Annotated in this window: 25 protein-coding genes, 1 tRNA gene and 1 pseudogene; 13 read left to right on the top strand and 14 right to left on the bottom strand. The window is 61.4% G+C overall.

Annotated elements, in window-relative coordinates:
- The first annotated feature begins 1 nt into the window (after nucleotide 1).
- Nucleotides 2-247 carry a hypothetical protein gene (locus tag ACE103_RS34950; RefSeq protein WP_375776725.1) on the top strand — a complete coding sequence of 82 codons (246 nt, stop codon included), beginning with the start codon at nucleotides 2-4 and terminating at the stop codon, nucleotides 245-247.
- Between the two features lie 15 nt (nucleotides 248-262).
- Here the strand turns inward: ACE103_RS34950 and ACE103_RS34945 are convergent, their stop codons facing one another.
- Nucleotides 263-1,411: an ABC transporter substrate-binding protein gene (locus ACE103_RS34945; RefSeq protein ID WP_375776724.1), complete on the bottom strand. Its 1,149-nt coding sequence runs from the start codon at nucleotides 1,409-1,411 to the stop codon at nucleotides 263-265.
- Between the two features lie 404 nt (nucleotides 1,412-1,815).
- Here ACE103_RS34945 and ACE103_RS34940 point away from each other — a divergent pair, with 404 nt between their 5' ends.
- Nucleotides 1,816-2,028 (top strand): hypothetical protein, encoded by a 213-nt coding sequence (locus ACE103_RS34940; protein WP_223977556.1) that lies wholly within the window; start codon nucleotides 1,816-1,818, stop codon nucleotides 2,026-2,028.
- Between the two features lie 9 nt (nucleotides 2,029-2,037).
- On the opposite strand, the gene lspA is transcribed toward ACE103_RS34940, so the two are convergent.
- The 6 genes from lspA to ACE103_RS34910 all read right to left on the bottom strand — a co-directional run bounded on the left by lspA (nucleotide 2,038) and on the right by ACE103_RS34910 (nucleotide 7,280).
- On the bottom strand, nucleotides 2,038-2,550 hold the full coding sequence (gene lspA, locus ACE103_RS34935) for a signal peptidase II (protein WP_375776723.1): 513 nt from the start codon (nucleotides 2,548-2,550) through the stop codon (nucleotides 2,038-2,040).
- Between the two features lie 143 nt (nucleotides 2,551-2,693).
- Nucleotides 2,694-3,188: a nuclear transport factor 2 family protein gene (locus tag ACE103_RS34930; RefSeq protein WP_375776722.1), complete on the bottom strand. Its 495-nt coding sequence runs from the start codon at nucleotides 3,186-3,188 to the stop codon at nucleotides 2,694-2,696.
- 177 nt (nucleotides 3,189-3,365) lie between these two features.
- Nucleotides 3,366-4,358, bottom strand: a complete 993-nt coding sequence (locus tag ACE103_RS34925) for a LysR family transcriptional regulator (RefSeq protein WP_223977562.1) — start codon at nucleotides 4,356-4,358, stop codon at nucleotides 3,366-3,368.
- Between the two features lie 77 nt (nucleotides 4,359-4,435).
- Complete coding sequence (locus tag ACE103_RS34920; RefSeq protein WP_375776721.1) at nucleotides 4,436-5,467, bottom strand: MerR family transcriptional regulator; 1,032 nt, start codon at nucleotides 5,465-5,467, stop codon at nucleotides 4,436-4,438.
- A 346-nt stretch (nucleotides 5,468-5,813) separates the two neighbouring features.
- On the bottom strand, nucleotides 5,814-6,614 hold the full coding sequence (locus tag ACE103_RS34915; RefSeq protein WP_375776720.1) for a DUF2927 domain-containing protein: 801 nt from the start codon (nucleotides 6,612-6,614) through the stop codon (nucleotides 5,814-5,816).
- A gap of 93 nt (nucleotides 6,615-6,707) precedes the next feature.
- Nucleotides 6,708-7,280: a L,D-transpeptidase gene (locus tag ACE103_RS34910; RefSeq protein WP_374708099.1), complete on the bottom strand. Its 573-nt coding sequence runs from the start codon at nucleotides 7,278-7,280 to the stop codon at nucleotides 6,708-6,710.
- Between the two features lie 320 nt (nucleotides 7,281-7,600).
- Here ACE103_RS34910 and ACE103_RS34905 point away from each other — a divergent pair, with 320 nt between their 5' ends.
- Both ACE103_RS34905 and ACE103_RS34900 read left to right on the top strand, forming a co-directional pair.
- Complete coding sequence (locus ACE103_RS34905; RefSeq protein ID WP_375776719.1) at nucleotides 7,601-9,145, top strand: acetolactate synthase large subunit; 1,545 nt, start codon at nucleotides 7,601-7,603, stop codon at nucleotides 9,143-9,145.
- Between the two features lie 195 nt (nucleotides 9,146-9,340).
- Nucleotides 9,341-9,877, top strand: a complete 537-nt coding sequence (locus tag ACE103_RS34900; protein ID WP_375776718.1) for a hypothetical protein — start codon at nucleotides 9,341-9,343, stop codon at nucleotides 9,875-9,877.
- A gap of 360 nt (nucleotides 9,878-10,237) precedes the next feature.
- Here the strand turns inward: ACE103_RS34900 and ACE103_RS34895 are convergent, their stop codons facing one another.
- Entirely contained in the window at nucleotides 10,238-10,471 is a 234-nt protein-coding gene (locus ACE103_RS34895) for a hypothetical protein (RefSeq protein ID WP_223977572.1), read from the bottom strand.
- 180 nt (nucleotides 10,472-10,651) lie between these two features.
- On the opposite strand from ACE103_RS34895, the gene ACE103_RS34890 reads away from it, so the two are divergent.
- Complete coding sequence (locus tag ACE103_RS34890) at nucleotides 10,652-10,792, top strand: hypothetical protein (RefSeq protein ID WP_171947715.1); 141 nt, start codon at nucleotides 10,652-10,654, stop codon at nucleotides 10,790-10,792.
- Nucleotides 10,793-10,860: 68 nt separating this feature from the next.
- Here ACE103_RS34890 and ACE103_RS34885 read toward each other — a convergent pair whose 3' ends face one another.
- Nucleotides 10,861-11,232: a DUF4118 domain-containing protein gene (locus ACE103_RS34885; RefSeq protein WP_223977575.1), complete on the bottom strand. Its 372-nt coding sequence runs from the start codon at nucleotides 11,230-11,232 to the stop codon at nucleotides 10,861-10,863.
- A 180-nt stretch (nucleotides 11,233-11,412) separates the two neighbouring features.
- Between ACE103_RS34885 and ACE103_RS34880 the strand changes: the two genes are divergently transcribed.
- From ACE103_RS34880 to ACE103_RS34855, 6 genes and pseudogenes are all read left to right on the top strand, one after another.
- Nucleotides 11,413-11,712, top strand: a complete 300-nt coding sequence (locus ACE103_RS34880) for a hypothetical protein (RefSeq protein ID WP_375776717.1) — start codon at nucleotides 11,413-11,415, stop codon at nucleotides 11,710-11,712.
- Between the two features lie 415 nt (nucleotides 11,713-12,127).
- On the top strand, nucleotides 12,128-13,486 hold the full coding sequence (locus tag ACE103_RS34875; RefSeq protein ID WP_375776716.1) for a tyrosine-type recombinase/integrase: 1,359 nt from the start codon (nucleotides 12,128-12,130) through the stop codon (nucleotides 13,484-13,486).
- 394 nt (nucleotides 13,487-13,880) lie between these two features.
- A tRNA-Met gene (locus tag ACE103_RS34870) sits at nucleotides 13,881-14,012 on the top strand.
- 312 nt (nucleotides 14,013-14,324) lie between these two features.
- Nucleotides 14,325-14,498, top strand: a complete 174-nt coding sequence (locus ACE103_RS34865; RefSeq protein ID WP_375776715.1) for a hypothetical protein — start codon at nucleotides 14,325-14,327, stop codon at nucleotides 14,496-14,498.
- Nucleotides 14,495-16,945, top strand: a complete 2,451-nt coding sequence (locus ACE103_RS34860) for an AAA family ATPase (RefSeq protein ID WP_375776714.1) — start codon at nucleotides 14,495-14,497, stop codon at nucleotides 16,943-16,945. The genes ACE103_RS34865 and ACE103_RS34860 overlap by 4 nt, the downstream gene beginning before the upstream one ends.
- A 1,035-nt stretch (nucleotides 16,946-17,980) precedes the next feature.
- Nucleotides 17,981-18,522 (top strand): annotated as a pseudogene (locus ACE103_RS34855) (DUF6602 domain-containing protein); the annotation flags it as partial.
- Between the two features lie 334 nt (nucleotides 18,523-18,856).
- Here ACE103_RS34855 and ACE103_RS34850 read toward each other — a convergent pair.
- From ACE103_RS34850 to ACE103_RS34830, 5 genes are all read right to left on the bottom strand, one after another.
- Nucleotides 18,857-19,123 carry a hypothetical protein gene (locus ACE103_RS34850; protein ID WP_375776713.1) on the bottom strand — a complete coding sequence of 89 codons (267 nt, stop codon included), beginning with the start codon at nucleotides 19,121-19,123 and terminating at the stop codon, nucleotides 18,857-18,859.
- Between the two features lie 239 nt (nucleotides 19,124-19,362).
- A complete protein-coding gene (locus tag ACE103_RS34845; protein WP_375776712.1) occupies nucleotides 19,363-20,217 on the bottom strand; it encodes an FAD binding domain-containing protein in 855 nt (284 codons plus the stop codon).
- Nucleotides 20,214-22,586 carry a xanthine dehydrogenase family protein molybdopterin-binding subunit gene (locus tag ACE103_RS34840; RefSeq protein WP_375776711.1) on the bottom strand — a complete coding sequence of 791 codons (2,373 nt, stop codon included), beginning with the start codon at nucleotides 22,584-22,586 and terminating at the stop codon, nucleotides 20,214-20,216. The genes ACE103_RS34845 and ACE103_RS34840 overlap by 4 nt, the downstream gene beginning before the upstream one ends.
- On the bottom strand, nucleotides 22,579-23,100 hold the full coding sequence (locus tag ACE103_RS34835) for a (2Fe-2S)-binding protein (protein WP_375776710.1): 522 nt from the start codon (nucleotides 23,098-23,100) through the stop codon (nucleotides 22,579-22,581). Before ACE103_RS34835 ends, ACE103_RS34840 begins: the two co-directional genes overlap by 8 nt.
- Nucleotides 23,097-23,822 (bottom strand): hypothetical protein, encoded by a 726-nt coding sequence (locus ACE103_RS34830; protein WP_375776709.1) that lies wholly within the window; start codon nucleotides 23,820-23,822, stop codon nucleotides 23,097-23,099. Before ACE103_RS34830 ends, ACE103_RS34835 begins: the two co-directional genes overlap by 4 nt.
- A gap of 118 nt (nucleotides 23,823-23,940) precedes the next feature.
- Here ACE103_RS34830 and ACE103_RS34825 point away from each other — a divergent pair, with 118 nt between their 5' ends.
- Together ACE103_RS34825 and ACE103_RS34820 are read left to right on the top strand one after the other, a co-directional pair.
- Entirely contained in the window at nucleotides 23,941-24,432 is a 492-nt protein-coding gene (locus ACE103_RS34825; protein WP_375776708.1) for a winged helix-turn-helix transcriptional regulator, read from the top strand.
- A gap of 84 nt (nucleotides 24,433-24,516) precedes the next feature.
- Nucleotides 24,517-25,395 (top strand): enoyl-CoA hydratase/isomerase family protein, encoded by an 879-nt coding sequence (locus ACE103_RS34820; RefSeq protein WP_375776707.1) that lies wholly within the window; start codon nucleotides 24,517-24,519, stop codon nucleotides 25,393-25,395.
- The last annotated feature ends 1 nt before the right edge of the window (nucleotide 25,396 follow it).

The following is a 25,396-nucleotide window of genomic DNA, read 5'->3' as shown; positions in this document are numbered from 1 at the left end:
CATGCCGCGTAACGACGGATACTGGTTTCCCGCCAAGCGCTACGGCTGGGGCTGGGGACCTCCGAACAATTGGCCGGGCTGGTCGGTTCTGGCAGGATTCGTGGCGCTGGTCGCGGTCGGCGGCGCGGTGAACCTGCCGCAGTCTCCGGCGCGCTTCATCGCCTATGTGGCCGTGCTCAGCATGTTGCTCTTCGCGGTGTGCTGGTGGAAAGGTCAGCCGCCACGCTGGCGCTGGGGCGGCGACTGACCCATTTTCCAACCGCTACTTCACCAGCCTGAACTTGCCGCCCTCGACCTTGATCAGGAACGCCGACCGCTCGTCGTAGCCATTGTGGTCGGTCGGGCTCATCGTCGAGAGGCCGTTGTTCAGATAGACATCCTTGCCGCGCTCGAGCTCGTCGCGCAGCGCGGCGCGGAATTCCGGCGTGCCGGGCTTTGCCGTCTTCAGCGCGCTTGCCGCCGCCCGCTTGAACAGCGTCACGGCATCCCACAGATGCGCGCCGAAGATATTCGGCTTTTGCCCGTTGACCTTCTCGTAGGACGACACGAACTCGTCGCGCGCCTGGCGGAACGGATCGCCCGCCGGCAGATCGTCGGCGATCGTGAAGGCCTCGCCGGTGAAGATCGCACCCTCGACATTGGCGCCGCCGAGCTTGATGAACTCCTCCGACGCAACGCCGTGGGTCTGGAAGATCTTGCCTGCGTAGCCGCGGCTGCGCAGCGCCTCCTGCGGCAGCACCGCCGGCGTGCCGGCGGAGGCGATGAACACCGCCTCCGGGTTGGTCGCGATCACCTTCAGCGCCTGGCCCATCGCGCTGGTGTCGGCGCGCGCATAGACCTCATGGGTCGTGACGGTGAGGCCGAGCGTGGGAGCCAACCGCGACACCTCATTGTAGTAGCCTTCGCCGTAGCCGTCGGACACGCCGATATAGCCGAGCGTCTTGATGCCGGATTTCGCGATGTATTTCAGGATCGCCGCCGCCATCAGGTCGTCATTGGGCACCACCTTGAATGCCCAGCGGCGGCGCTCGTCCATCGGCCGCACGATCGCGGTCGCTGCCGCGAGCGAGATGATCGGCGTCTTGGATTCGAAGGCGACGTCGAGCATCGGCATGGTGACGGGGGTCAGCGAGGAGCCGATCAGGATGTCGACGCCGTCCTGGATCACGAGGCGGCGGGCATTCTGCGTGCCCTTGGTCGGATCGGACTCGTCGTCGAGCGCGATATAGACCACCTTCTCGCCGCCGATCTCCTTCGGCAGCGCAGCGATGGTGCGCATCTGCGGCTGGCCGAGCGCCGAGCCCGGCCCGGATCCGGACACCACGACGCCGACCTTGATGTCGGCACGCGCGTCCGGCGCAACCAGCAGCGCGCCCGCAAGTACCCAGAGTCCGGCCATGGCCAGCTTCATTGCAATTCCTCCCAGCAGGTTCTTTTTGTGTCAGTGCGGCCGATGATAGCCGACCGGCGTCCGGTTTCGCATCATATTGATTCCGCTTGCTGCGTCTGTCCCCCTGATTGGGGACATCCGGGCGGCGCCTTGGAAGGGCGCGCGCCGCCAGGCCCGGATGGCCGCGCCACCAGCGGCTGCGGCGCACTTCTGAACCTCGCGTTTACCAATCCCGTAAAGGTCGCGGGAACCAGTTTCCCTAATCGGGCGGCAATGTCCTCCTGTTATTGAAGGACGGGAAAAGGGAGTACGAACCATGTTCAGCATTGTTCGGATCCTCGTCTTGATCGCATCTCGGCATGCGGGATCCGTGGTTGCAGGCGTGCAGTTGGACGGCGCGCGCTCGTCGCAAGCGGTGCACGTCCATGATTGAGCATCATCAAATCGCGGCGGAGCACGCGCGCGCCATCTGCGAAGAGATCGGCGAGCGGCTGCGCTACGTGCTGCGCGGCGATTACGCCGATTTGCCGCCAAAGCTGCGCCAACTCGTCAACGAGCTCGCTCTGCAGGATTGCGAGGCGCCGTCGCTGGTGCCGGCAATGGCGGAGATGATTCGGCCGCTGGTCGCCGCAGCCTAGGATTTCAGCCTAGCTGTCGCCGAGGCCTGCTGCCTCTGCCTTGGGCGCTTCCGGCGGCGGCAGCAGCATAGCAAGCAAAATGAGCGCGATTCCCAAATCGATTGAAACGTCGGCGACGTTGAAGATCCAGACAAATCGAAGTTTCGAGGCATCGAACAGATCGACGACGGCACCCAATCGAAGACGGTCGATCGCATTTCCGGCGGCGCCGGCGCCGATCAAGGCGAATCCGAAGGCGTTGATGGTCGTGGTCGATCGCCGCAGGATCAATCCAAGCAGGGCCGCCGCTGCGGCAAGGCCGACGGACGCGAGCACCCACCGCGACAACGCACCGTAGTCGGGAACGAGACCGAAAGCGTTGCTGCGATTGAACATGAGGGTGAGATCAACGGGGCCGCGCAGCTTGACGGTGGCGCCGGTTTCCAGCGATCGAAGGGCCCAATGCTTGGTCAGCTGATCCAGCGCCAGCATCGCAAGCGCGGCGCAGAACGCGGTGATGCGCGAGCTTCGATATCTTCTCACGAAACCGTCTCTCGCTCCGCTGCCGTCCACGCCGGGCAACAACCCCCAGCGTCACACCATAGTGTGACGGGCCGTAACGGCCAATATCTCCGACCGGTCCTGCTCAAGCTATCTTGCTGACTGTATCCTGCGGGCGATCACAGCTACTCGAATCGAAAGGCATCTTTCGCGGGATAACCCAAATTCACACCAATCTTCCAGGCGCCATCTATCTTGCTCAACAAATAGGTCCCGCCTGATCTGTTAAGCTCGCTACCGTCCGACTTGTAACGCACGTATGTACCACCTGCGATGGCATGCGTAGGGCCAAGGAGCTTCACTCCGAAATCAATCCACTCCGTCTTTGCATATCCCTGCTTGACCGCCGCTTCGCGATACTTCTTGTACCAATCCATCGCTTCATCCCTCGTCGAAAAGGCGGTGAAGCCCTGCGATCCTGCTATGACGAAGGGAATGCTGATGTCTTGTGCCACTGCAGCCATGTCGCCGCGGCTGTACGTCTCAAAATATTCATGCATCAGCTTGTCGATTGCGTTCCTTTCAGTGGCTGGATCAGTCGACTGAGCTCGCGCAGCAATCGGGATCGATATCAGCAATGCGGCAATTGCGAGTGTGATTTTCTCTACTAACGACGTCATGCCGTAGCCCTTTCCAAGGCGGCCGCGTTGATCAGAGGTACGTGAATAGCACGACTTGCCGGCTCAAAATCCAAGGTTATAAGGCCGACGATGCCTGGATGATTTGTTTCCGGCAATTCTCGACTACCGCTTCTAAGTAAGCTCAAACCGGGGAGCGCGGTTCTTCGAGCGTTCGCGTCACACGTTCTTCGCGACCTTGCGCGTTCGGGTCGCGCCGGCGCCGGCGATCGCCGGCTTGATATTCCACACCGCGCGCACGGCTGCGAAGGCGTGGGCGATCACCGGCTCCTGGCGGCGGGCGGCGAGGCAGGCGAAAGAGAGATCGCAGCTGAGTTTCACTTTGTCGGAGACCACGAACTGATGCGGGCGCGCCATCCGCGGCGCCAGCACGCTGTCGCGCGCGAGGGCGAGGCAGAGGCCGGATTCGACGAAGTCGATCATCGCCTCTTCCTGATCGGTGTAGCCGACCCGCTTCGGCAAGGCGCCGAGCGGACGGAAGATGTCGTCGAGCAGCCGGCGGTGGCCGGAATGCGGCGGTGTCGCGAGCCAGGGCAGTTCGGCGAGCTCGGCCCAGCCCTTGCCGATCACCCGGTCCCGCCAGCCGATCGGCGCGATCACGCGGTAGTGGTAGCTGAGCAGCGGCGCCAGCTGGTAGCGGCCGTCGGCGATGGTCCGTTCGGTGAAGCTCTGATGGAGCTGCTCCGGCGGCGTGGCGTCGACATAGTAGCCGACGTCGAGCTCGCCGCGGCCGACCTGCGCCAGCACGTCGTCGCTGACGCCATGGCGCAGAAACACTTCGGTGCGCTGCGAGGACATCGCAAGGCTGCGCACGAACGGCCCGAGCCGGGTGAATTCGGGGTCGAGGATGGTGCCGACGCGCAGCGTGCCGCGCTGCGCCTCGTTCAGCGAGTCCGCCATCGCCTTGAAGTCGGATGCCGCGGCCACCGCCCGGTGCGCCAGCGGCAGCAGCGCCGCGCCCGCCTCGGTCAGCGTGAAGCCGCTGGGTGTGCGGTTGAACAGCAGCAAGCCGGTGCTTTCCTCCAGCGCCTTCAGTTGCAGGCTGACCGCCGGCTGGGTCAGTTTCAGCATCGCTGCAGCGCGCGATACAGTGCCCTCACGGGCAACCGTGATGAAGCAACGCAAGGCCTGGGTACGGGGAAGCTCGGTCATTGTGTGAGCTTATAGCACACATTTCCTGCCGCGCATCCGACCTTGTCGCGTGATTATAATACAACCAATGCGAGAAATCAGGATGGCCGCCACGCAACCATGCCTGCGGTGCGCACCCGCACCTCCGGCGAGGCGAGGCAGGTCGCGACCGCTTCATAGCCGGGAGCACCGGGCACGGGCGTGACGCAGATCGGCCGGCTGTGATTGGCGGGGCACAGGATGATCGCTTCATCGTCGCCGACCGCGTCGAGGTCCAGGATCGCGCTGGAGCGTGTCAGGAAGAACAGCGGCCGCGCCTCGGGCCCGCGGCGGCGCAGATACGCGATCACGGCTTCCTGGCTGGCCGCATCGAGCCCGTGCTCGAGCATGTCGATCACCAGGATCGCGTCGCCGTCGGCCTCGAGCGCGGCGAGCAGGGTGGTCAGCGCGGCCGAGTCCACCGCGCCGTCGGCGAGCAGGACGGCAAGACTGGCCTCGACCCTCGCCTTGTGCGCCGGGTCGGCAGCGAGCCGCGCGCGAACCGCCGCGCCGCCGTCGGCGGTGCGCTCTAGCCCCAGGAAGCTGGCATTGGGCAGCACTTCGGCGAGCCGTTGCGCGAGGCGCGTTTTGCCGCTGCCGAGCGGGCCGACGATGTAGTTCAGCAGCTTGATGTCGCGCAACTCGAAGCGCTCGCCGCCCCACGGCCACGGCAGATCGAACGCGACGCCGATCGCCGGCCGCGCCCTGACCGCGCCGATGAGATCGCTCGTCGCGGGCACCTTGCCGCGGCCGAGGTCGGCGCGCAGCCGGCGCACCCTGGCGATGCTGTCACCGGATTGGCGAATGCTCGCTTCGAGAGAGGCCTCGTGCGCCGCCAGCACGCGATCGAGGATGACGGCGTCGCCGCTCAGGATTCGCGCCACTTCATTGATGCTGAGGCCGAGCGCGCGCAGCGCGACGATCTCGGCGCCGCGCGCCATCTCGGCCGCACCATAGGCGCGCCATCCCGCCGGCGTGCGGCCGGGTGCGATCAGGCCGCGCTCCTCGTAGAGGCGTAGTGCTTTCGCCGAGATCCCGAGCTGCCTTGCAGCTTCGGACGGGCTGAGGAAACGGGCAGCAGGAGCATTCATCGAATCACCTCGCGTCGTCTGACCGCACCTCTATGGAGGCGGCCGCAGGGGCAAGGTCAAGGGGGAGGGAACCCTGCCGCTGGTGCGTCTCTTACGCGCGCGTTGCGCGAGAATGCGAAGCTGCGTCCTCATTCACAACTGTCATCGCCCGGCTCGACCGGGCGATCCAGTACGCCGCGGCTTCTCGGCTCAAGCACTGCTGTCTCTGGAATACTGGATCACCCGCATGCGCGGGTGATGACACCGAACAAGCTGTTTGACCGGTGGAGTCGAGACCTATCCTCATCGTCGTCCTGGCCTTCGCCAGGACGACAGCGGTGTTCCTGGCGAGCACAATGCACCACCCTCACTCCAGATGGTTCACCTTCGCCACCCAGGCGCGGACGTCGGTGAGCACTTCGGGCAGAGCGGCCTTGACCTCCTGCACGTTCATGCCGGGCTTGATGCGGGGGTCGTAGAGCAGGTTGAGCAGGTATTGGTCGTAGACGTCGAAGAAGCCCATCGAGACGCTGTCGTTGAACATGGTCCACGGCACGGTCGCAGTGTCGTTGATCGGGCCGAGCGACTGCAGCAGCTCCTCATAGGCGCAGTCGAGGAAGACGAAATCGCCATTGTCGACGGTCAGGATGACGTCGGAATGCTCGATCTCGTAGTTCTCGTTCTTGCGGAAGCCGGACAGGCATTGCGGGTCGAGCGAGGTGCGGATCTCCTTGGCGCGCTCCTGGCCGTAGAAGGTCGCGATGGTGCGATAGAGCTCACGGTCGCGCACCAGCTTGACCACGACATTGGCCGCGTCGTTGTCCTCGGTCATCGCGATGTCGAGATGCTGTACCTTGGCTCGGATGTCGGCGATGACCTTGGCGAGCTGGACCTTGCGGTCGGCGCGGTTGCCGTCGGCGAACACGCGCACCGGCCTGTCGTATTTGCGGATGCGGTCGACTCGGCCGGCGAGATGATATTCGGCGCCGAACGCGGTTTTCAGAAAGCCCTCGAGGATCTCGGCGTCGGTAAAGACCTTCTTCTCGTTGCGCTGGCGCGAGGTGACGGCCGGAATCTCTGCACCCGTCGCCGGTACGATGGCGTCGGTGAGCGAGGTGGTGAGCGCCGCGGCGAGCAGCAGCAGGATCGGCGAGCAAGGTTGGCGCATTCGAACCACGCTGCCGCAATGCGCCCGGCAGCGCAAGGCAAGATCAGCGATCTTGCCGGATGGCAGCGCCTGGTTCCGTCGAAATCGACGCGATCAGTTCTTCACCACCACGGTGGCGCCGACCGAGACGCGATCATAGAGGTCCTTGACGTCCTCATTGGTCATGCGGAAGCAGCCCGACGAGACCGCCTGGCCGATCGTCTCGGGCTCGTTCGAGCCGTGGATGCGATACAGCGTCGAGCCGAGATACATCGCGCGCGCGCCGAGCGGGTTCTCGATGCCGCCGGCCATGTGGCGCGGCAGATCGGGGCGGCGACGCAGCATGTCCGACGGCGGCGTCCAGGACGGCCATTCCTTCTTCGCACTGATGCGATGGACACCGCCCCAGCGGAAGCCATCGCGGCCGACGCCGATGCCGTAGCGCAGCGCCTGGCCGTTGGCCAGCACCAGATAAAGCCGGCGCTCGGCGGTGTTCACCACGATGGTACCGGGGGCATAGTTGGTCTCGTAGTTGACAGTGGTGCGCGGGATCGGGCTGGCGCCGCCACCGCCGAAGAAGCTCGGGGCTTCGGACTGGTAGCCCCGGGAGTCGAAGAGCTGGGCCTGGGCCTGGCCGGCACCTGCCAGGATCGTGAGCGCGGCAAACATCAAGGCAATCGGGCGCATCGTCATCGTCCTCGCGAACAATCAAATATGCAGCCAAAAAGGCCACAATCGCCGGCCTTTCGCAAGCGACGAAGCCGTGACTTTATGCACTTTCGAGCAAGACGGTTTAAAAAGGCAACAGACCGGAAGCGATACCTGCATTGTCCCGCCAAACCTTTGACGAAGCGGACGAAGAATGGTTGATCTGGAGCGTTTTCCAGCGAAGTGGAAACCGGTTCGCGTCAAGAAACGCGACCAAACAAGGGATACCAGCATGGTCCGCTTCAATCGGATCATGCTCTGAAGCGACCTCAAGAACATCTCGAAACGGGAGCGTGAGCATGAACGGTGCGGAAAGTCTGGTGCGGACGTTGGTCGCGGGCGGCGTGGACGTCTGCTTTACCAACCCGGGCACCTCGGAGATGCATTTCGTCGCAGCACTGGACAAGGTGCCCGGCATGCGCTGCGTGCTCGGCCTGTTCGAAGGTGTGGTGACCGGTGCGGCCGACGGCTATTTCCGCATGAAAGGAACGCCCGCCTCGACGCTGCTGCATCTCGGGCCCGGCCTTGCCAACGGCCTCGCCAATCTGCACAACGCCAAGAAGGCGCATTCCGGCATCGTCAACATCGTCGGCCAGCACGCCACCTATCACATCGAATACAACGCACCGCTGACATCAGACATCGAAGGCCTGGCACGGCCGATGTCGGCCTGGGTGCGCACCTCGCCGGACGCCAGGTCGGTCGCCCGTGATGGCGCCGCCGCGATCGCCGCCGCCAGCGGCGCGCCGCCGCAGGTTGCGACCTTGATCCTGCCTGCCGACACCGCGTGGAACGAGGCTGACGGGGTGGCCCAGGTGCCGGTGGAATCGCAGCGCCGGAACTATTCGCCACAGGCCGTCGAGAGCGCCGCCAAGGTGCTGCGCAGCGGTGAACCGACATTGCTGCTGATGACCGGCAGCGCGGTGACAGAGTCGGGGCTGGCGCTGGCGGCGCAGATCGCCGGCAAGACCGGCTGCAAGGTCATGGGTCAGCTGGCGAGCCCGCGGATGGCGCGCGGACGCGGGCGGTTTTCCATCGAGCGGGTGCCTTACGTGGTCGAGCTGGCGCTCGCGGCGCTGAAGGGCTTTCGGCACATCGTTCTCGTCGAAGCCAACGAACCCGTCGCGTTCTTCGCCTATCCGAACAAGCCGAGCCTGCTGAAGCCGGAGGGATGCGAGGTGCATCGCATGACCTCGAGCGGGGAGAATTCGGTGGCGGCGCTGCAGGCGCTGGCCTCGGCGGTTGGCGCCAAGCCGGCCGATGTCAAGCCGCAGGCGACCGTCGAACTGGTAAAGCCGACCGGTGCCTTGAACCACGCGTCGATCGCCCAGGCGATCGCGGCTGCGGTTCCTGACAATGCCATCCTGGTCGACGAATCCATCACGACCGGGCGCGGTTTCTTTCCGCTGACGGCGAGCGCCGCTCCGCACGACTGGATTCAGAACCTGGGCGGCTCGATCGGCTATTCGACGCCGGTCGCGACCGGCGCCGCGATCGCCTGTCCGGACCGCAAGGTGATCTGCATGGTCGGCGACGGCAGCGCGATGTACACGATCCAGTCGCTGTGGACGCAGGCGCGCGAAGGGCTCAACATCGTCACCATCGTGTTCGCCAATCGCATGTACCAGATCCTGCGCGGCGAGTTCGATGGCGTCGGCGCCGGCGAACCGGGCAAGCGGGCGCAGGACATGCTGAGGATCGACAGCCCGACGCTGGATTTCGTCGCGCTCGGCAAGAGCATGGGCGTGCCGGGCCGGGCGGTGACCACCGCGGACGAGTTCAACAAGGCCTTGGCGGAAGCCATCGCCGAGCCGGGCCCGCGGCTGATCGAAGTGCAGGTGTAGCAGCGCAGTTGCGGGGCCGCGGCGGCGGCCGAGCATGATCCGGACCGGAACGGCCGCGTTAGCGCAAAGTGCGAAGCGGTTTTCCCTGCGACAAGCGCGATGCGTTTGCGCGGAGATCATGCTCAAACAAAAGAGCCAAAGCGCGATGATGGATCAACCAGACCTCATCGCGCTTTAGTCCAGTCGGAGGCGCCAATGCAGACCGAGCTGAACAAGGTGATCGCCGCGATCGAGGAATTCTACGCGCAGGAGACATTCCTGCTGGAGCGCGATCTCGGCGAGCGAACGCTCACTCACCGGCTGGCGGTCTATGTCGAGCGGCAGTTTCCCGGCTGGCAGATCGACTGCAACTATGATCGGCTCGGCGAGCGCACGCTGCGGCTGCCGCGTGGCTCGGGGAGCTCGACCGATGACCATCTCGGCAAGTCGATCTATCCCGATATCGTCGTGCATCAGCGCGACATCCCGAACAATCTGCTGGCCATTGAGCTGCGCAAGGACAGCAACCACCAGCCGCTCGAGCACGATCAACGCAAGCTGCAGGCGCTGACCGATCCGAATGTGTGGTTTGCCTATGCGATGGGCATTCTGGTGATCGTCGGACAGCACGGCGTGAGCTTTTCCGAAATCTATGCCGGCGGCGCCGTCGACAGCGCCACGTCGCGCTGGTTTGCGGCGCGGATACGCGAGAGCGGGCTCGCAGGCAGGCGCGACGACGGCGCTCAGCATTAGGCCTGTCGATGAATCTTCCAACGCACCGCTGTGATAGCCCGTTTGGATCATGCGTTGCCGCTGCACGCGCGTCACAACAGAAGGTGCGGGAGGTGGAGCAATTTCTGGAGCTGGTGGTCAATTTTCAGAACGATCCAATGGCGGTGCGGATTATCGGCTCTGCGCCTCTTTCGCTCCCTCTCCCGCACTTGAATTCAGTTCTCACGGCCCCAACACTCACTGCCCCAAGCGGCCGGCGCATTTGATCGCGACGCGATGGGCGAGGCGGCATCCGCACCGAGACAGCAACAAAAAGGCCGCCTTCGGGCGGCCTTTTCCGTGATCGCCAGATTCGTGATCGGTGACCACGATTGTTTCTGTTTATTGCTTGGCCGCGTCGTCGCCGGTCGTGGCGGCGCCAGCCTTGGTGCCCCCCTTGGCGCTCGATTTCTTGGCGGTCTTCGCTTTCTTTTTCGGCGCCATTTTGGTCGCTTCGCTCTTGGTCGCCGTGTCGCCGCTTTGCGCTGCGGGGGCCGGGCTGGCGGCCTTGTCCTGCGCGAGCGCGGTGGACGAGACGAAGGCAAGCGCCGTGGCGGCGAGGATCAGTGTTCGCATCGGATGGTTCTCCCAAGTTGGTTTCCGGCGCCCCTCAACGGGACAGAATGTCGCAGGTTCCGCGGCGGCGATCAGCAGTCCGTGAGCTGTGCGTGAACGGCGCAATCGCCGCGAAAGGGCCGGAACCGGGAACCGCGAGCCGCGTTATGTCGCTGGGCAGGAGTTTCGAGGAGAGACGCCATGCGTTGGCGGTCAATGACGGAAACCACCAATACGGTGCTCGACACCGCCCCCGAGGATACCTTCTACACGGTGGGCTGGACCATCAGCGGGCTGGCGACACTGGCCACCATCGTCGCGGTCTGGATGTTCGGGATCTGAGGGCAAGCGATCCATGCAGGCAACCAGCCTGCCGGCGCCGGCGGGCGGTCGCGGCCTGCGACGGTCAGCTATTTCCGCAGAATGGCCAGCGCTTCCCGGTAGAGCTGCGAGAAACCGAGCAGGAGCGCGCTCGACAGCAGGAACGTCGCGATGCTGTCATAGTCGTCGGCCGTCGGCCAGGCGAACTCGAAATAGGGGGGCATGAACACCCACCACACGATCGGCACCGTGATGATGGTGGCAAAGGCGCCGGCAGGCGCGCCGCCCATCAGCCCGGCGATCAGGATCGCCGGCACGAAGGCCGCGAAATAGAACTGCATGCCAAAGCTTGCGAACATCTCCTGCGTCGCGGTGGCGAACACCACGGCCAGCAGGGCGACGACGAATGTCGACAATGACCAAGGCCGCAGCTTCAGAATGTAGTCGTTGCCCTTGCGCATCGAGACGTCCCGGCCTCCGCGAGTTCCGGGAAGGTAGCCGAGGAGGCCTGCAAACAAAACCCCGTACGACTCCGAGGGTCAGCGTTGTGCTCGGCACAGTGAAAAGGAACCGGCCCGGTCAAGCCGCCGCCGCATTGTCGCGCTTATTGCATTGCGGCAGGGTGATGGTGGGACGACACAATGCTGGAATTGCTGATTGTCGTGCTGGTCACCGGGATCGGCTTCGTATCGGGGTACGGCGTGCGCGAGCTGATCTCTCGCCGCAGACGGCGGTCTTCGCCGCGGGTTCACGCGCCGACGGTCCGCGCCGCGAATGACGACATCTCCGCCCGCGGCTGGTATCGGCCGACCGTCACGCAATCCGCCGATCAAGCCACCCCGCCGCCCGACGAACTCGACGGCGCGGTTCGCGACCTGCTCGGCGAACTGGGCCGGCGCAACACCAAGCCGTCATCCGCCCCGCACCGCCGACGGCAGTGAAGCCGCCGCTATCGTATCGGCTACTGTGCATGGGGGTTGTTTTCGACATTTTTGATGAGGCGTCCCTGAAGGGCGCCAGAACGTCGACAATCGTCCGCACCCGGCGGTTCAGGAAGGGAAATGGTGGACGCACAAGGGATCGAACCTTGGACCTCTCCCGTGTGAACCACAACTCGTAGGCCATCGTGGGCCAAATTCTGCCATCGTGCAATCCTAGAAACTGTTGAAATACAAATTGTTATTGCCATAATCGACCATAGTTGGCCATAACGGGCCAATCCACATTTTGTATACCCCTGCTGTTGCCCCGTGTGAATTTTCCCGTGGGGCACAACAGAGCTGGGAACGCGAGGGGAACGGGTTTGGGACCTGTTCCGCTTCTCGGTCTTGAGGGCATAAACTACGGGGACACGCGATGGAAATTGAAGGGGAAGGCCTCAGATCCGAGGTGGCCACGAGCTATCTGAAGCTCACTGACGACGCGATCCGCGCCGCCTTAGTGCCGGCAGGCAAGTCGCAACACTATTTACACGACACCGAGCAGCCAGGGCTTGCGATCAGGATGCGCGCGACTGGTGGCCGGACCTGGGTATATCTGTTCACTAAGCCGGGGGTGCGGGGTACCCAGCGCAAGACGCTCGGTGCATGGCCCAAGTTCAACGAAAAGGCTGCGCGAAAGGCAGCCACCATTGCCGCGGGCGAAGTTATCAAGGGCGTCGACCCCAACGATGCGAAGCGCGAAGCCAAGCGGCAACAATTGGCCGAGAGGCTGTGCACAACGCTAGCGATCCTGATTGTCGAAGAAGGACCCTACGAAATCTCGTTGACGGGGCGCCAGGTCGTCAACTGGAAGCCAGCAATGTCGGCGCTGCGACGTGGTCTTAAGGATCATGTGGACCTCGCTATCGCCGAGCTGACGCGACGACAAATCATGGCGGCGGTGGACAAGATCGCCAGGACCGGTAGGCGCGGAGCAGCCAAGGACCTCCGCAAACACACGCATACCTTTCTCGAGTGGTGCGTCGGCGAAGGGTACGTCGAACACAACGTGCTCGCCGGCTATCGCGCGCCAAAGGAAACTCGTGCGCAACGGGTCGGGCGCCGGACAAAGGGGCGGGCGCTCACCGATGAGGAGATCATCAAGGTCTGGCATGCAGCCGGCAAGCTCGGCGCTTTCGGGCTTTTGACTCGAATGTGCCTGCTTGGTGGTCCGCGCCGCAGCGAACCCACGATGATCAAGTGGCAAAAGGACGTTATGGACGACCGCATCACTTTTGATGCGGCTTGGACAAAGATGGGCCTGCATCATGACGTGCCACGCACGCGCCTCGTTGATGACGTGCTCGCCGCCGCAAAACATTTCCAACGTGCGACGTCCGACTTTGTCTTCCCGTCACCGAAAACCGGTGGCCAGATGTCCGGCTTCACCAAGATGGTCAACCGCTTGGTCAAGGAGGCGGGTGTCGCAAAATTCACCATGCATGACCTGAGGCGCAGTCTGCGCACCATCATGTCGCGCTGTGGCTACGACAATGAAATCCAGCGGCTGTGTGTCGGGCAAAAGCCAAGCGGAATCGATCAGGTCTACAATCACGATGAACAGTGGATCATCCGCAAGATGGCGTTCGAAGCAGCTCATGACTACATTGCGGAGTTGGTCGGCGCAGAACGAGTCGGCAAGGTCGTGCGCCTGCAGCGGACCAATCCGCTCGATCCCATCAAGGCCGAGCTGCTCGGCCGTCTCCGCGAACATTATGCGGCTGAGGGTGCCTAGTGGTCTCGTCGCACCCGGCTAGATAGTCACGCACGGCATCGACACGATAGAGTGGGCGGCCATCGACGTAACGCCATTTCAGCGGGTGGTTCGGATCACGCCGCCACTGCTCCAACGCTCCAGGAGTGCGTCGAATGACCGCGGCCGTCTCCAACGCTGTCAAATTGGAGCTACTTGGGAGGGTATCGATATCGAACGTCGCGGGCGGTGGCATGCCGCGGTTGCGACCGCGTTTCGTGGCAGGCGGCGTTTTGGTGGGAGCTGCTAACCCAAGGGCTTCGATCTTGGCCGCCTCATCCTTGCCGCGCATGCTTCCGTCCCGGACTATAATCGGTGCAAGGCAGCAGAACGGTAGATCGATCCAGCAAGAAAGAGTTCATTATGCAGATATGGTTGCGGGGTAGGCCGTGGCGTAAAAATGGGACGAACCGGATCAATCGGTCTTGGGATTCTGGGCGCGTTCTTGATTTCGACCTTCAGTCTCATAACCTGAAGGTCATGGGTTCAAATCCTATCCCCGCAACCAAGCTTTCTGAAATGATATCAATGAATTATCCCGCCTTTGGCGGGCTTTTTCATATGTTGCAAGCGGTTCCTGCACATTTCGATCTCTTACGAAGAAAAACTCTTGATTATCATGTAGTTAAAGTGATTCGATCCGATCGGTTGCCGGTCGCTACAAATGTTTACATGGCACGTGATTGGCACATGAAATCGGAGCGCTTGATCAAAAACTCTTTCTGAAAACCGTGCAGCACCGTGTTGCTTTGCGTAGTGGTTAGGTATCAGGTGTTTCGCCGATCTACCTTTAGTTGTTTCTGATCAGAAGATTATTTTTATGGCAACGTTGCAGCAGACAGTCGTGAACGCGTTTCTCGCGGACCTAGTTTCTAAAAAATCCTTGGACGGTGCCAAGATCGAGGCGCTGCGGAAACTCCTTGCCGAAAATCCCAAGGTGAAGGCGGACGACCTGGTGAAAATCTTCCTGTCTGACGGCGGTGATGTGACGTGATCAAGATCGAAGCGGCGCACATTGAAGAAGTACGGGGAATTCGTAACCTGGACATCGTTTTCGGTCAGGCGACTTATGCCATTTCTGGTCCGAATGGATCAGGTAAGAGCGGTGTCATCGACGCAATCGAGTTCTGCCTGACAGGCCAGATTGGCCGTCTGATGGGACCAGGAACAAAAGGCTTAACAATCGCGGATCATGGGCCGCATGTAGACAAGACAAAGTTTCCCGATGCCGCGTTCGTCACTTTAAACGTTCATATCCCGTCGCTGAAGAAGTCCGCGACTATCACCCGTAAATTGTCGGCGCCACGGAAGCCAAAAATCGTCCCCAGCGACGCCGATATCAAGGCCGTATTTGCGGAGATCGAGGATCATCCAGAAGTCACTCTCTCGCGCCGGGAAATTCTCCGGTTCATTCTGGCTGAACCGACAAAGCGGTCTGAAGAGATTCAGACCATTCTTAAACTTGATGAAATTGGGCAAACACGCGCCGCGCTGAATACGGCACAGAACCGGCTTCAGACACAGCACAAGACCGCACAGGCACAGGCCAGCCAGAGCCGCGATACGCTGTTGCGTCATCTTCAGATCGCCGCCCTGCAGCCCGCGGAGCTTCTGGATGCCGCTAACAAGCGGCGCAATCTGCTCGGCTTGACCGCGATTACCTCACTGACAGCTGACACGGTGCTGGACGTTGGTATCGGCGATGCCGGTAAAGTTAGTGATTTTAATAAACAATCGGCGTTACGTGACATCAAGGCTCTCTCCAGCGCGATTGAAGGGATTTCCGATGCCGGAAAGCCCGCCGTGTCCGAGATACTTGCAGGCCTTGCAAAGCTTGAGGCCGACCCCACGCTACTTGATGCGCTCAATCGCCGTTCGCTTGTCGAGAAGGGCCTTGAGCTTGTCGACGGTCCTGACTGTCCCCTCTGTGATCAGTCATGGGAAGATGAGGCCCATCTGCGCGCGCATCTGCAAGCGAAGCTCGCTAAATCCGCAGAGGCGGCCGCCCTCCAACTCGCGTTGATCAAGTCCGGTGCCGAAGCCAGGACTGAAGTAATCTCGCTGGCGGGCCTCCTTGGTTCGGCCGCGAAGGTGGCGCAAGCGCGAGCCGACGAGCTGGCACGTCTGCTTTTCGAGACATGGGTGAAGGACCTTGACGATCTAAAGGCGCAACTCAGCTCGTTCGAGGGGCTGCTCGGGTTGAAACCGCGATTGACGTCTGGCTGGGCGGCGATGCCCGCAAAGGCCAAGAGTCGCGTCGGCTCGCTGCTCGCTGCCGTCGAAGCCATCCCCGATCAATCAGCCGCTGTCGATGCACAAACGTTTTTATCCACTGCCCAATTGCGGTTGACCGATTACCGCGAGGCGATGCGCCGGAACAAAGCTGCTGAAGCGGCAGGCGTCGCTGCGAAGACGGCGTACGACGCGTATTGTGCAGCGATGGAAACGCAGCTGAATGCGCTTTACGATGACGTCCAAGAGGATTTCAGTACCTTCTATCGAATGATCAACGAGGGTGACGAGGTAAAATTTACTGCAAAGCTGACGCCAAGTGAAGGTAAGCTCGATTTCGCTGTTAACTTCTATGAGCGTGGACTGTTCCCCCCTGCGGCGTTTCATAGCGAAGGCCACCAAGATGGTATGGGTGTGTGCCTGTACCTTGCACTCATGAAGCGGTTGTTCGGCGATCGGTTCACGATCGCGCTGCTGGACGATGTCGTAATGTCAGTCGACGCGGGCCATCGGTATCAGTTTTGCCAATTGCTAAAGACCCATTTTCCGAACACGCAATTCATCATCACGACGCATGATCGCCTGTGGGCGGAGCAAATGAGATCTGCGGGCCTTGTAACCGCAAAAACATCCCTGGCGTTCCATAGCTGGACCGTGGACACCGGCCCGCTGGTCGAGTCCAACGAGGAAATTTGGCAGGAAATCGCGGCGTCGCTCGCTAAAGGCAAGGTCGAGGCTGCCGCTGCTGCCCTGCGGCATCATCTTGAATATGCATCGCGGCGATTGGCCGACAATCTCGGCGCACGCCCGGTGTTCAAAAGTGACGGCAACTATGAGCTTGGCGAATTGCTTCCCAGCGTACTTGCACGCCTACGGGAACTCTGCGGCAAGTCTGCCGAGGCTGCGCAATCGTGGAAGAACGATTCGGCCAAAGAGGCGGCGGTGTCGCTTAAGGCCAAACTCTCAACTTGCAACGGTGCCACCAACGTGGAGCAGTGGGCCGTTAACAAGGCGGTGCACTACAATGAATGGGCAAACTTCGGGCGCAAGGATTTCGAGCCGGTTGTTGCGGCTTTCAAAGAATTGCTCGACTGTTTTCGCTGTGCCGGGTGCGGAGCGTGGCTGTATGCTACGCCCCGTGGAATCCCCGACGCGGTGCGATGTTCTTGCACGACGATCAATTTCAATTTGAAGGCAAAAGAGAAGTAGCGCTCCCCCGAGCGCGAGAAATCTAGCGAGGGGCTTCTCGCCCTCACTGTGAGTGTATCAATGCGCAGATCAGGCTCGCACATGTCGCGCGGCTTGGCGATCAGTGATGTGATGGAAAACGCCATCTGCACTTGGCGCCGAATATCAAGGCGCGGAAGATCGGGCGGTGGCATTTGGTGAAGACAGGTGGCCAGAGATGACGCTTGGGCGCAGCGAGATCACCTTCTGCGGGCGGAGCTGCGGACACATTCCGACTTCAAGGCCGCCAGCACAAATGTTACGCTCGCTGGGCAATCGATCGCCGTCTTTCCGACATCCCTTGCGTTATTCATGCGCCTCATAATTGAAGAACGAGTCGAACATTCCCTTCGCTACCTCCGTCCAGGGGATAGCGCAAAGGTTATGCACACGCTCGGAGAACTCGAACGAACTGACTTCGCGCATTGGCGCGAAAGATTCAAAGTCGTGAAGTCACAAACTTCCGGAGTTCAGCCGTTCTTTGTCATTCGCGTTAATCCCCGGCTCCGGATCATTTGTCGTTATGGCGAAGACGAGACGCTGATTATCGAGGACATCGTTATCGGCTCTCGCGATATTCACAGATCGCGCATGCAAAGCAAGCATGACCTGCGCTGCATCATCTCATCTAGGTCGCTTGTATGCGCTGAGCCTAGGCATCCGCTAGAACTTCAGTTCGACTTGCGAGTGGCTTGGTGCTGCCCAACGTAGCCTATGACGACTTTCCGCGCTGTCTCGTCGAAGAAGAACGCAACACGAATCGTGTGGCGCGGCTCCGTACCCAATGTGCTCCCTGAGCTCGACCCGGGCGCCGCCATAAGTGACCTCGTAATCCGCCGCATACGTGCTCATTGTGATCTCGGACTGGTGGGCGTTGTACCTGAATTGGCAGCTCTCCCGGCAGGAGTGGTCCAAATCAGCGCATCTCTCAACGCCTGTGCGCGCGTTCCAATAAGTCGTCGCAACCAATTGAATGCTGCGTACAACAATTCGGGCTGCTCAAATTGAGAAGCTTCTTTGGACAGCCACGGAAACTTCAGCGACCAGATCGACGTCGTTGTGTTCGACCGGCAGTATTCGCCGTTTATTTTTAAATTTCAGGGACAGACCATCGTGCCGGCCGAGAGCGTTTATGCCGCTTTCGAAGCGAAGCAGGCGATCAACGCCACGCAAGTCGAATACGCGCAGAAGAAGGTCGCAACGGTCCGGCGCTTGCACCGCACGAGCCTTCCGATCCTGCATGCGGGCGGGACCTATCCCGCCAAGCAACTCATTCCGATCCTCGGCGGTCTCCTTACGTTTGAGAGTGACTGGACGCCTGCATTCGGTGATCCCTTAATCCGCGCACTTGAGGTTACCGACGAGATGGAGCGCCTCGACATGGGCTGCGTCGCAGCGCATAGCCATTTCACGTTTGACCGCAAATCTGGGAACTACACGTTCAGCCGGAGGGGCGCCCGGCAACGGCATTTTTGTTCAATCTCATCTCGACCTTGCAGTTCAGTGGCACGGTCCCGATGATTGACATTCAGGCCTATGCGCAATGGTTGACCCAGTGACGACAGTGCAACCCCGCCGGCAATCGTTTCGTCTCACTTCACGAGGATCCGCATCATGGGGTCGAAGTCCGAACTGCTGCGGACCTTGGTCGCCGCTTCCGGCGGGGAATCGTCGGTTCTCGGCGTTCGCGGTTCTGTACTGAAATGGCGCGCCCGACACGATTCGAACGTGTGACCTTGCCTTCGGAGGGCAACTGCTAAGCGGCCGCCTCCAATAGTAATTTGAGATGGTTGCAGGTCCGGGATTTGAACCTATTCGAGCACCAATTTGGGTGGCGAGGAATCGCGCGCGAACGGCGGCTTTTGACGGGCTATCAGGAGGCCAGCTCGGGAGTTAGGCTGCCCGCCGATAAGAAAACACGGCTTCCAAAATAGTGGGTTTAGCGATGTAGCGGTCTCCCGCTACCACCTTTACCCCCGACGTCTCGTCACTGGGGGATTGGCGGTACCGCCCTCCCGCACCATAAGCCCACCATACAACGTCGTCGCGGACCGACACCACCTGCGAAGTCCACAACCGCGCCTGGATCAGGATCGCGAACTCTTTTAGCCTGACCGGGACGGAAGTGTTGAAGCGCAGATAGTCGAGCTGGGCAAACATTCGCTGGCCCGTGGATACGATCGTCCGCTCAGGAAAGGCGCGTTGTATCGGCGGATCAAACTTTCTCTCTTACCGTCTGGCAAAAGCACTAGGACGCCAGGACACGCTGGGCGAATCGACCGGACGGTGTTTAGTCTCACTGCGCCTCACGCAGCACGAAGAGCTCGCACGTAACACCGTCGTTCGGCCGACAAGTTGCGCTTGTCGTCAACTTCTACGGCGCAGATCAGCCGGCCCGCTCAGGCACCATTCAGCGATGCCAACGCCCTGCTGACCTCGGTCTTAACCAGATGCTTGCGATAATCCGCCGAGGCGTAATGGTCTGACAGGCACTCAGCCTGTTCGCCGGTAAGCGATGCGGCCATTGCGATGTTTTCAGTCGATAGCGGCTTGCCGATCAGATGCGTGCTCGCAGAATCGGCCGCAAAGGCCCGGCTAGTCGCTCCGGTGATGGCGATCATGGCTTCTGAAACGATGTCGTCGCGCAAGCACAGCGTGGCGGCGACACCGACCACGGCATAGCCGCTGGCCGGATGGCGTATCTTGCGATACCGGAATTTCGCGCCGCGGTTCGGACGCGGCATATGGATAGCAACGAGCACTTCTCCTGGCTCGAGTGCGGTGGTCATGATATCGACGAAGAAGTCCCTTGCCGCGATACGCCTGCGTCTGGTCGGGCCGGCCAGCTCCAGTTCGCCCTTCAGCGCGATGACGACCGCCGGCCAGTCGGCCGCAGGATCGGCGTTTGCCAGTGAACCGCCAATCGTGCCGCGATTCCGCACTTGCGGGTCGGCGATAATGTCGGCGGCTTGATGGAAGATCGGCAGCACCTCTCGCAGAGGTTTTGAAGCCAGCAGTTCGGCATGCGTGGTCAGGGCGCCGATCCTGATGCGGTCGGCAACTTCGATTCCTCTTAACTCGTCGATGCCGCTGATATCGATCAACAGCGCGGGCGATGCCAACCGCAATTTCAACGTCGGAATCAGCGTATGGCCGCCGGCCACGAGCTTGTTGCCGTCGGGGTCGTCTTGCAGCAGGCCGATGGCGTGAGAGAGCGACGTTGCACGGACATAGTCGAATGAGGCCGGGATCATCGGTCTGCTCCGGCGCGTGCCTTCTGGATCGCCGACCAGACTCGCGGCGGCGTCATCGGCATGTCCAGATGTTTGATCCCGAACGGTGAAAGCGCATCGAGCACGGCGTGAACCATGCATGGGGGTGCTGCGATCGATCCGCTCTCGCCGATGCCCTTGACGCCGATCGGGTTGGTCGGCGAGGGTGTCTCCTGAAACAGCGATCGTATGCTGGGAACGTGCTCCGCGCGGGGCACTGCATAATCCAACAGCGATCCCGTCATCAATTGCCCGGTATCGGCATCGTAGCTGACTTCTTCATAGAGCGCCTGCGCGATGCCTTGCACGACGCCGCCATGAATCTGTCCGGCGGCAAGCAGCGGATTGATGATAGTGCCGGCATCATCAACGGCGACATAATCGAGAATGTCGACGATTCCGGTCTCCGGATCGACGTCGACATAGGCCATGTGGACGCCCGAAGGCGCGCCCATGCCCTTCGGATCGTAAAACACGGTCTCGTCGAGACCCGGCTCCATTCCATCCGGAAGCTTATGGCCGACATGCGCCATCCTCGCCACTGTGCCGAACTTCAAAGACGCGATGTCGGTTCCGGGGACACTGAACTTGCCGGCCTGATAGGAAACATCCGCTTCATCGACTTCGAGCATGCCCGCGGCAATCTTTTTCGCCTTGGCGACGACGCGGGTAGAGGAGACGTGAACGCCGGATCCGCCCACCGCCATCGACCGCGAGTTGAAAGTGCCATGACCGGCCTGGACTTGCCGCGTGTCGCCTTGCACCACGTCGATGTCTTCGATCGGAATCTGCAGGACGTCGGCGGCAATCTGCGCCAGTGACGTGACATGGCCGTGGCCCTGACTCATGGATCCCGAGAAGATTGTCACCCGGCCGCTTGAATCCACGCTGACCCGGGCGCTTTCCCAGCCGCCACGGTTGAAGCCGATCAGCGAGAGCCGGCGTGACGGCGCCATACCGCACATGTGGGTATAGGCCGCAACGCCAATGCCGCGATAACGGCCTTTGGCGCGCAATTGATCGCGTTCGGCGCTGCGGAAGTCGTAGTTGAAGGCTTCCATCGCTTTGACGAGGCAGCCTTCATAATTGCCGCTGTCGTAGATCGTGGCGGGTCCGCTATAGGGCCGATACGGAAAGTCGGCGGGCTGAATGAAATTAAGCCGGCGCACCTCCACCTGGTCGAGATTGAGATGGCGTGCGACCGCATCGATCGCGCGTTCGGCGATGTAGGCCCCCTCGGGCCGGCCATATCCGCGATAGGCATCAACCGGCACGGTGTTCGTCACAACCACCCTGGAGCGCGCCTCGTAGTGCTCGATCTTGTAGGCGCCGGTCCCGAAATTGATCGTGTTCACGGTGGGGCCGCCTGATGCCATGTTCGACAGATAGGCGCCGACATTGCCCAGTGTCTCGACCTTCAGACCGAGGATCTTGCCGTCGTTGCGGAAGGCTATCTCAAGCGCCTCGGTATGCGCCCGGCCATGGTTGGTGGATTGATGGCTTTCGGAGCGCGATTCCCACCATTTGACGGGCACGCCGAGGAGCCGCGCCAGATACGGGCAGAGGAGTTCCTCCGGATAGAGGTGCATTTTTGCGCCGAAGCAGCCGCCGATGTCGGGCGCCACGATCCGCAATTGATGTTCGGAAATACCGACGGTGTCGGCGATCCAGCGGCGATGCATGTGCGGCACCTGGCTCTGGAGGTAGACTGTCAGGCTACCGTCGACATTTGGCTCGGCCAGGATGGAGCGCGTCTCCATGCAGGTCGGGATCAGGCGGTTGTTGGCAACGCGAAGCGTGATGACCTGGTCGGCCTCCCGCGCAGCCTTGCCATAGTCGCCACCGCCGATCTTGTAGATCGTGGTGATATTGTTGGGCACGTTGTCGTGGAGTTGCGGCGCGCCGTCGCGGATCGCCGCTTCCTCGTCGACGACGGAGGGAAGCGTTTCGTAGTCGACATCGATCAGCCCGATGGCATCGTGCGCCATCGCCTGGGTTTCGGCGACGACGAGTGCGACGCATTCGCCGACGAAACGAACCCGGTAGATGGCGACGACGGGCCGGTCTGGCACCTTCGTGCCGGGTATGATCCAGTTGGGAACGATCGAGCCGATCTTGCCGGCGAGATCGGTGCCTGACAAGGCGAGGCGGACGCCCGGCGCCGCTTTTGCCGCCATCAGATCGACGTGCTTGATGATTGCATGCGCATGCGGCGATCGCAGCACGGCAATATGCAGCATGCCCGGTGCCTTGATGTCGTCGCTGTAACGTCCCTTGCCGGTAACGAACTTGAAGTCTTCGCGCCGTCGCAAGGGCTGACCGACATATCTGGTCGCGGTTGTGTCAGTCATGGCGAGGCGCCTCCGAGGCAAGGGATTGAACCGCGCGAACGATGTTGTTGTAGCCGGTACAGCGGCAGATGTTGCCGGCGAGGCCGTGACGGATTTCGCTTTCGGTCGGATTCGGATTTTGCCCAAGCATCTGGCGGACGCTCATGATCATCCCCGGCGTGCAAAAACCGCATTGCAGGGCGTGGTGCTCATGGAAAGCTGCCTGCACCGGATGCAACGCCCCGCCGCCGCGCGCGAGCCCTTCGATTGTCGTGATCGACGAGCCGCTGGTCATCACAGCCAGAACCGTGCAGGATTTGACGGCCTGTCCGTCGATATCGACGGTGCATGCACCGCATTGCGACGTGTCGCAACCAACATGGGTTCCCGTGAGGCCGAGATCGTCGCGGAGCAAGTGAACCAGAAGCTTGCGGGCTTCGACCGAAGCGGTCCGGCGTACGCCATTCACGTCGACTGTCACAACGTGAAGCTCTCCGGTGTGGTCAGTCATTGTTTTCTCCGACGGTCCAATCATGAGAATCTGACGTCGGCGATATCTATCGCCACGAACACCGGATCGGGAATCGCGGTGCCGTCTGCATTCCGGCGGACCGCTCGCCGCTTCGTCGCCACCTTAACTCCGGAAAAATCACGATGGTCGTCGAGGTAATGCGCCGTCGGTACGCCACCGGCAACGGCCGCGCTGTAGTCCATCCGGGAGATCAAGCCTTCACCATTGATGTGGAAAACCTGCTCGGCGCAATGCGTCGCGATATGATCCGGAAAGGTGACCTTGAGCCGCCTGCGTGTTTCGCCGTTCTCATCCCAGGGCTCGATTTCTTCAGCGCGAAATCCGGGCAGCGCGAAGATAAAGGGCGTATTGAGGTAGTTCCACATCGCGTAGCCGCTGAAATAAGCAAGATGCAATTCGTCCCACCGGGTCTCGACGGTATGGCCGTCAAACGCGGCGCGGGGATTTTTGCGATCCTTGACGGATTTGCCGTCGAGCGTTTCGATGACGGTATGGTCGGGGGTGCATGAACTGCGCATACCTTCGCCGAGGAAGGGGTGGTAGCTGATCCATTGTTTGTCGGTGGCGGCCGTGACGCGGACGTTCTTCAGCGCCACCGGCCACCCCTTTCGTGTCCAAAGGCCGCCGCTGATCGACATGTCGCCTTCGATGGCTTTCACATTATTCCAGCGTTCGATGCCGCCGTGGGCATCGATGACAAGGTCGCGAAGCTCGCGCATGATCATGGTTCCATTCCGTCGAAATTGGTGGCCCCCATAGACGGGGGGCTGGCCTGCGGAAGCGAAGATAGCCGTCGACAATTAGTCACTCTAATGATAAGAGTGAATAAGAGGCAAGCGTTTTATGAAGTCAAAGAGCTTTGATGGGATGGCGTGCTCGATCGCCGGCGTTATGGACGCGATCGGTGATCGCTGGGCCGTCTTGATCCTGCGCGATCTGTCGCTCGGGCTCAGCCGGTACGAGGACCTGCGCCGCTCTACCGGCGTAACCAACGCGACCTTGTCCGATCGGCTAAAGCACCTTGAGGGCCACGAATTGGTCGAGCGGCGCCAATACCAGACCAATCCCGAGCGATACGAGTACCGTCTGACTGCGAAGGGCCGGGACACCATCCTTGTGCTGCAGGCGCTGTTACAGGTGGGGGACAAATGGGCGGTTTCCGGAGACGCGGGGCCGCCACTCAAATTCGTCGATCGAAAAACCGGGCACCCGGTGAAGCTTGCGAGGGTCGACAGTGAGACCGGGCAAGGCATCAGGCTTCAGGACGTGCAGCCGCAAGCAGGCCCCGGCGCCGATGAACTGGTGCGGTGGCGCCTGACCCATTTCCGGAAATAAGAGTCGGCGAACCTGCCTCTGTCTGCAAGACGCGCCGCACAGCCTTTGTGAAATGATTGGTATCATTTAATTCGCCATCATGACTTGCAAATTGCAAGTCATGATGTAAGCGCGCCGCAACGAAAGAGTAGCGCGCATCGTAGCGTTCAACTAGGGAGGTGTGTGGTGTCCGAGGATGCACTGATTACGCGCGAGCAGCGCGGCAATACTTCCGTATTGACCATGGTCTATCGGCCCTACAATTTGCTTGGACCAAAGCTCATCAATGCCGTCGTCGAGCAGGTCGAAGAGGCGCAAAAAGCCGGTAGCCGGGCGATCGTCCTTCGCAGCGGGCTTCGACATTTTTCCGCCGGCGCCGATCTCGATATTTTCGACAAGCGCGTGGAGCAAGGCAGTGGCGAATCAAGCAGCGAGAACCGCCGCCTGAACGGTGTCGAGTTTCTCCGCTTCATGGAATTGCTGCCGATCCCGTTGATCGCGAGCATCCATGGCGTCTGTCTCGGCGGTGGCCTCGAGCTGGCGCTGTCTTGCGACTACATCATCGCGGCGTCGTCGGCGAAGATCGGTTCGGTGGAGGCTACGCTTGGACTGCATCCATTGCTGGGCGGCATCCAGCGTCAGGTGCAGCGGATCGGTGCACTGCGCGCCAAGGAGATGTCGATGCTGGCGCGTCGCTATGATGCGCCAACCCTGGAAAAGTGGGGCCTGATCAATCTTACCGTTCCGGAAGAATCGCTGGAGAAGGCGACCATGGCGGTCGCCGAGGAATTCGCGCAAGGTCCGACGCTGGCCCACGCGGCGACCAAGGAGCTGGCCCACATCGCCGTCAACGACGGGGTGGCCGCGGCCGACGAGGCCATGGCAAGACTGCAGGCGCCGATCTGGGCGTCGGAAGATCTGAAAGCCGGCCTTGCCTCGTTCCGTAAGAACGGCCCTGGCCTTGCCAAATTCGCGGGGCGCTGAT

The organism is Bradyrhizobium sp. ma5 (assembly GCF_042258955.1).
In the GTDB taxonomy this organism is placed as follows: Bacteria; Pseudomonadota; Alphaproteobacteria; order Rhizobiales; family Xanthobacteraceae; genus Bradyrhizobium.
Note: the sequence above shows the minus strand (reverse complement) of the source record. Positions and strands in the feature narration are given on the sequence as shown.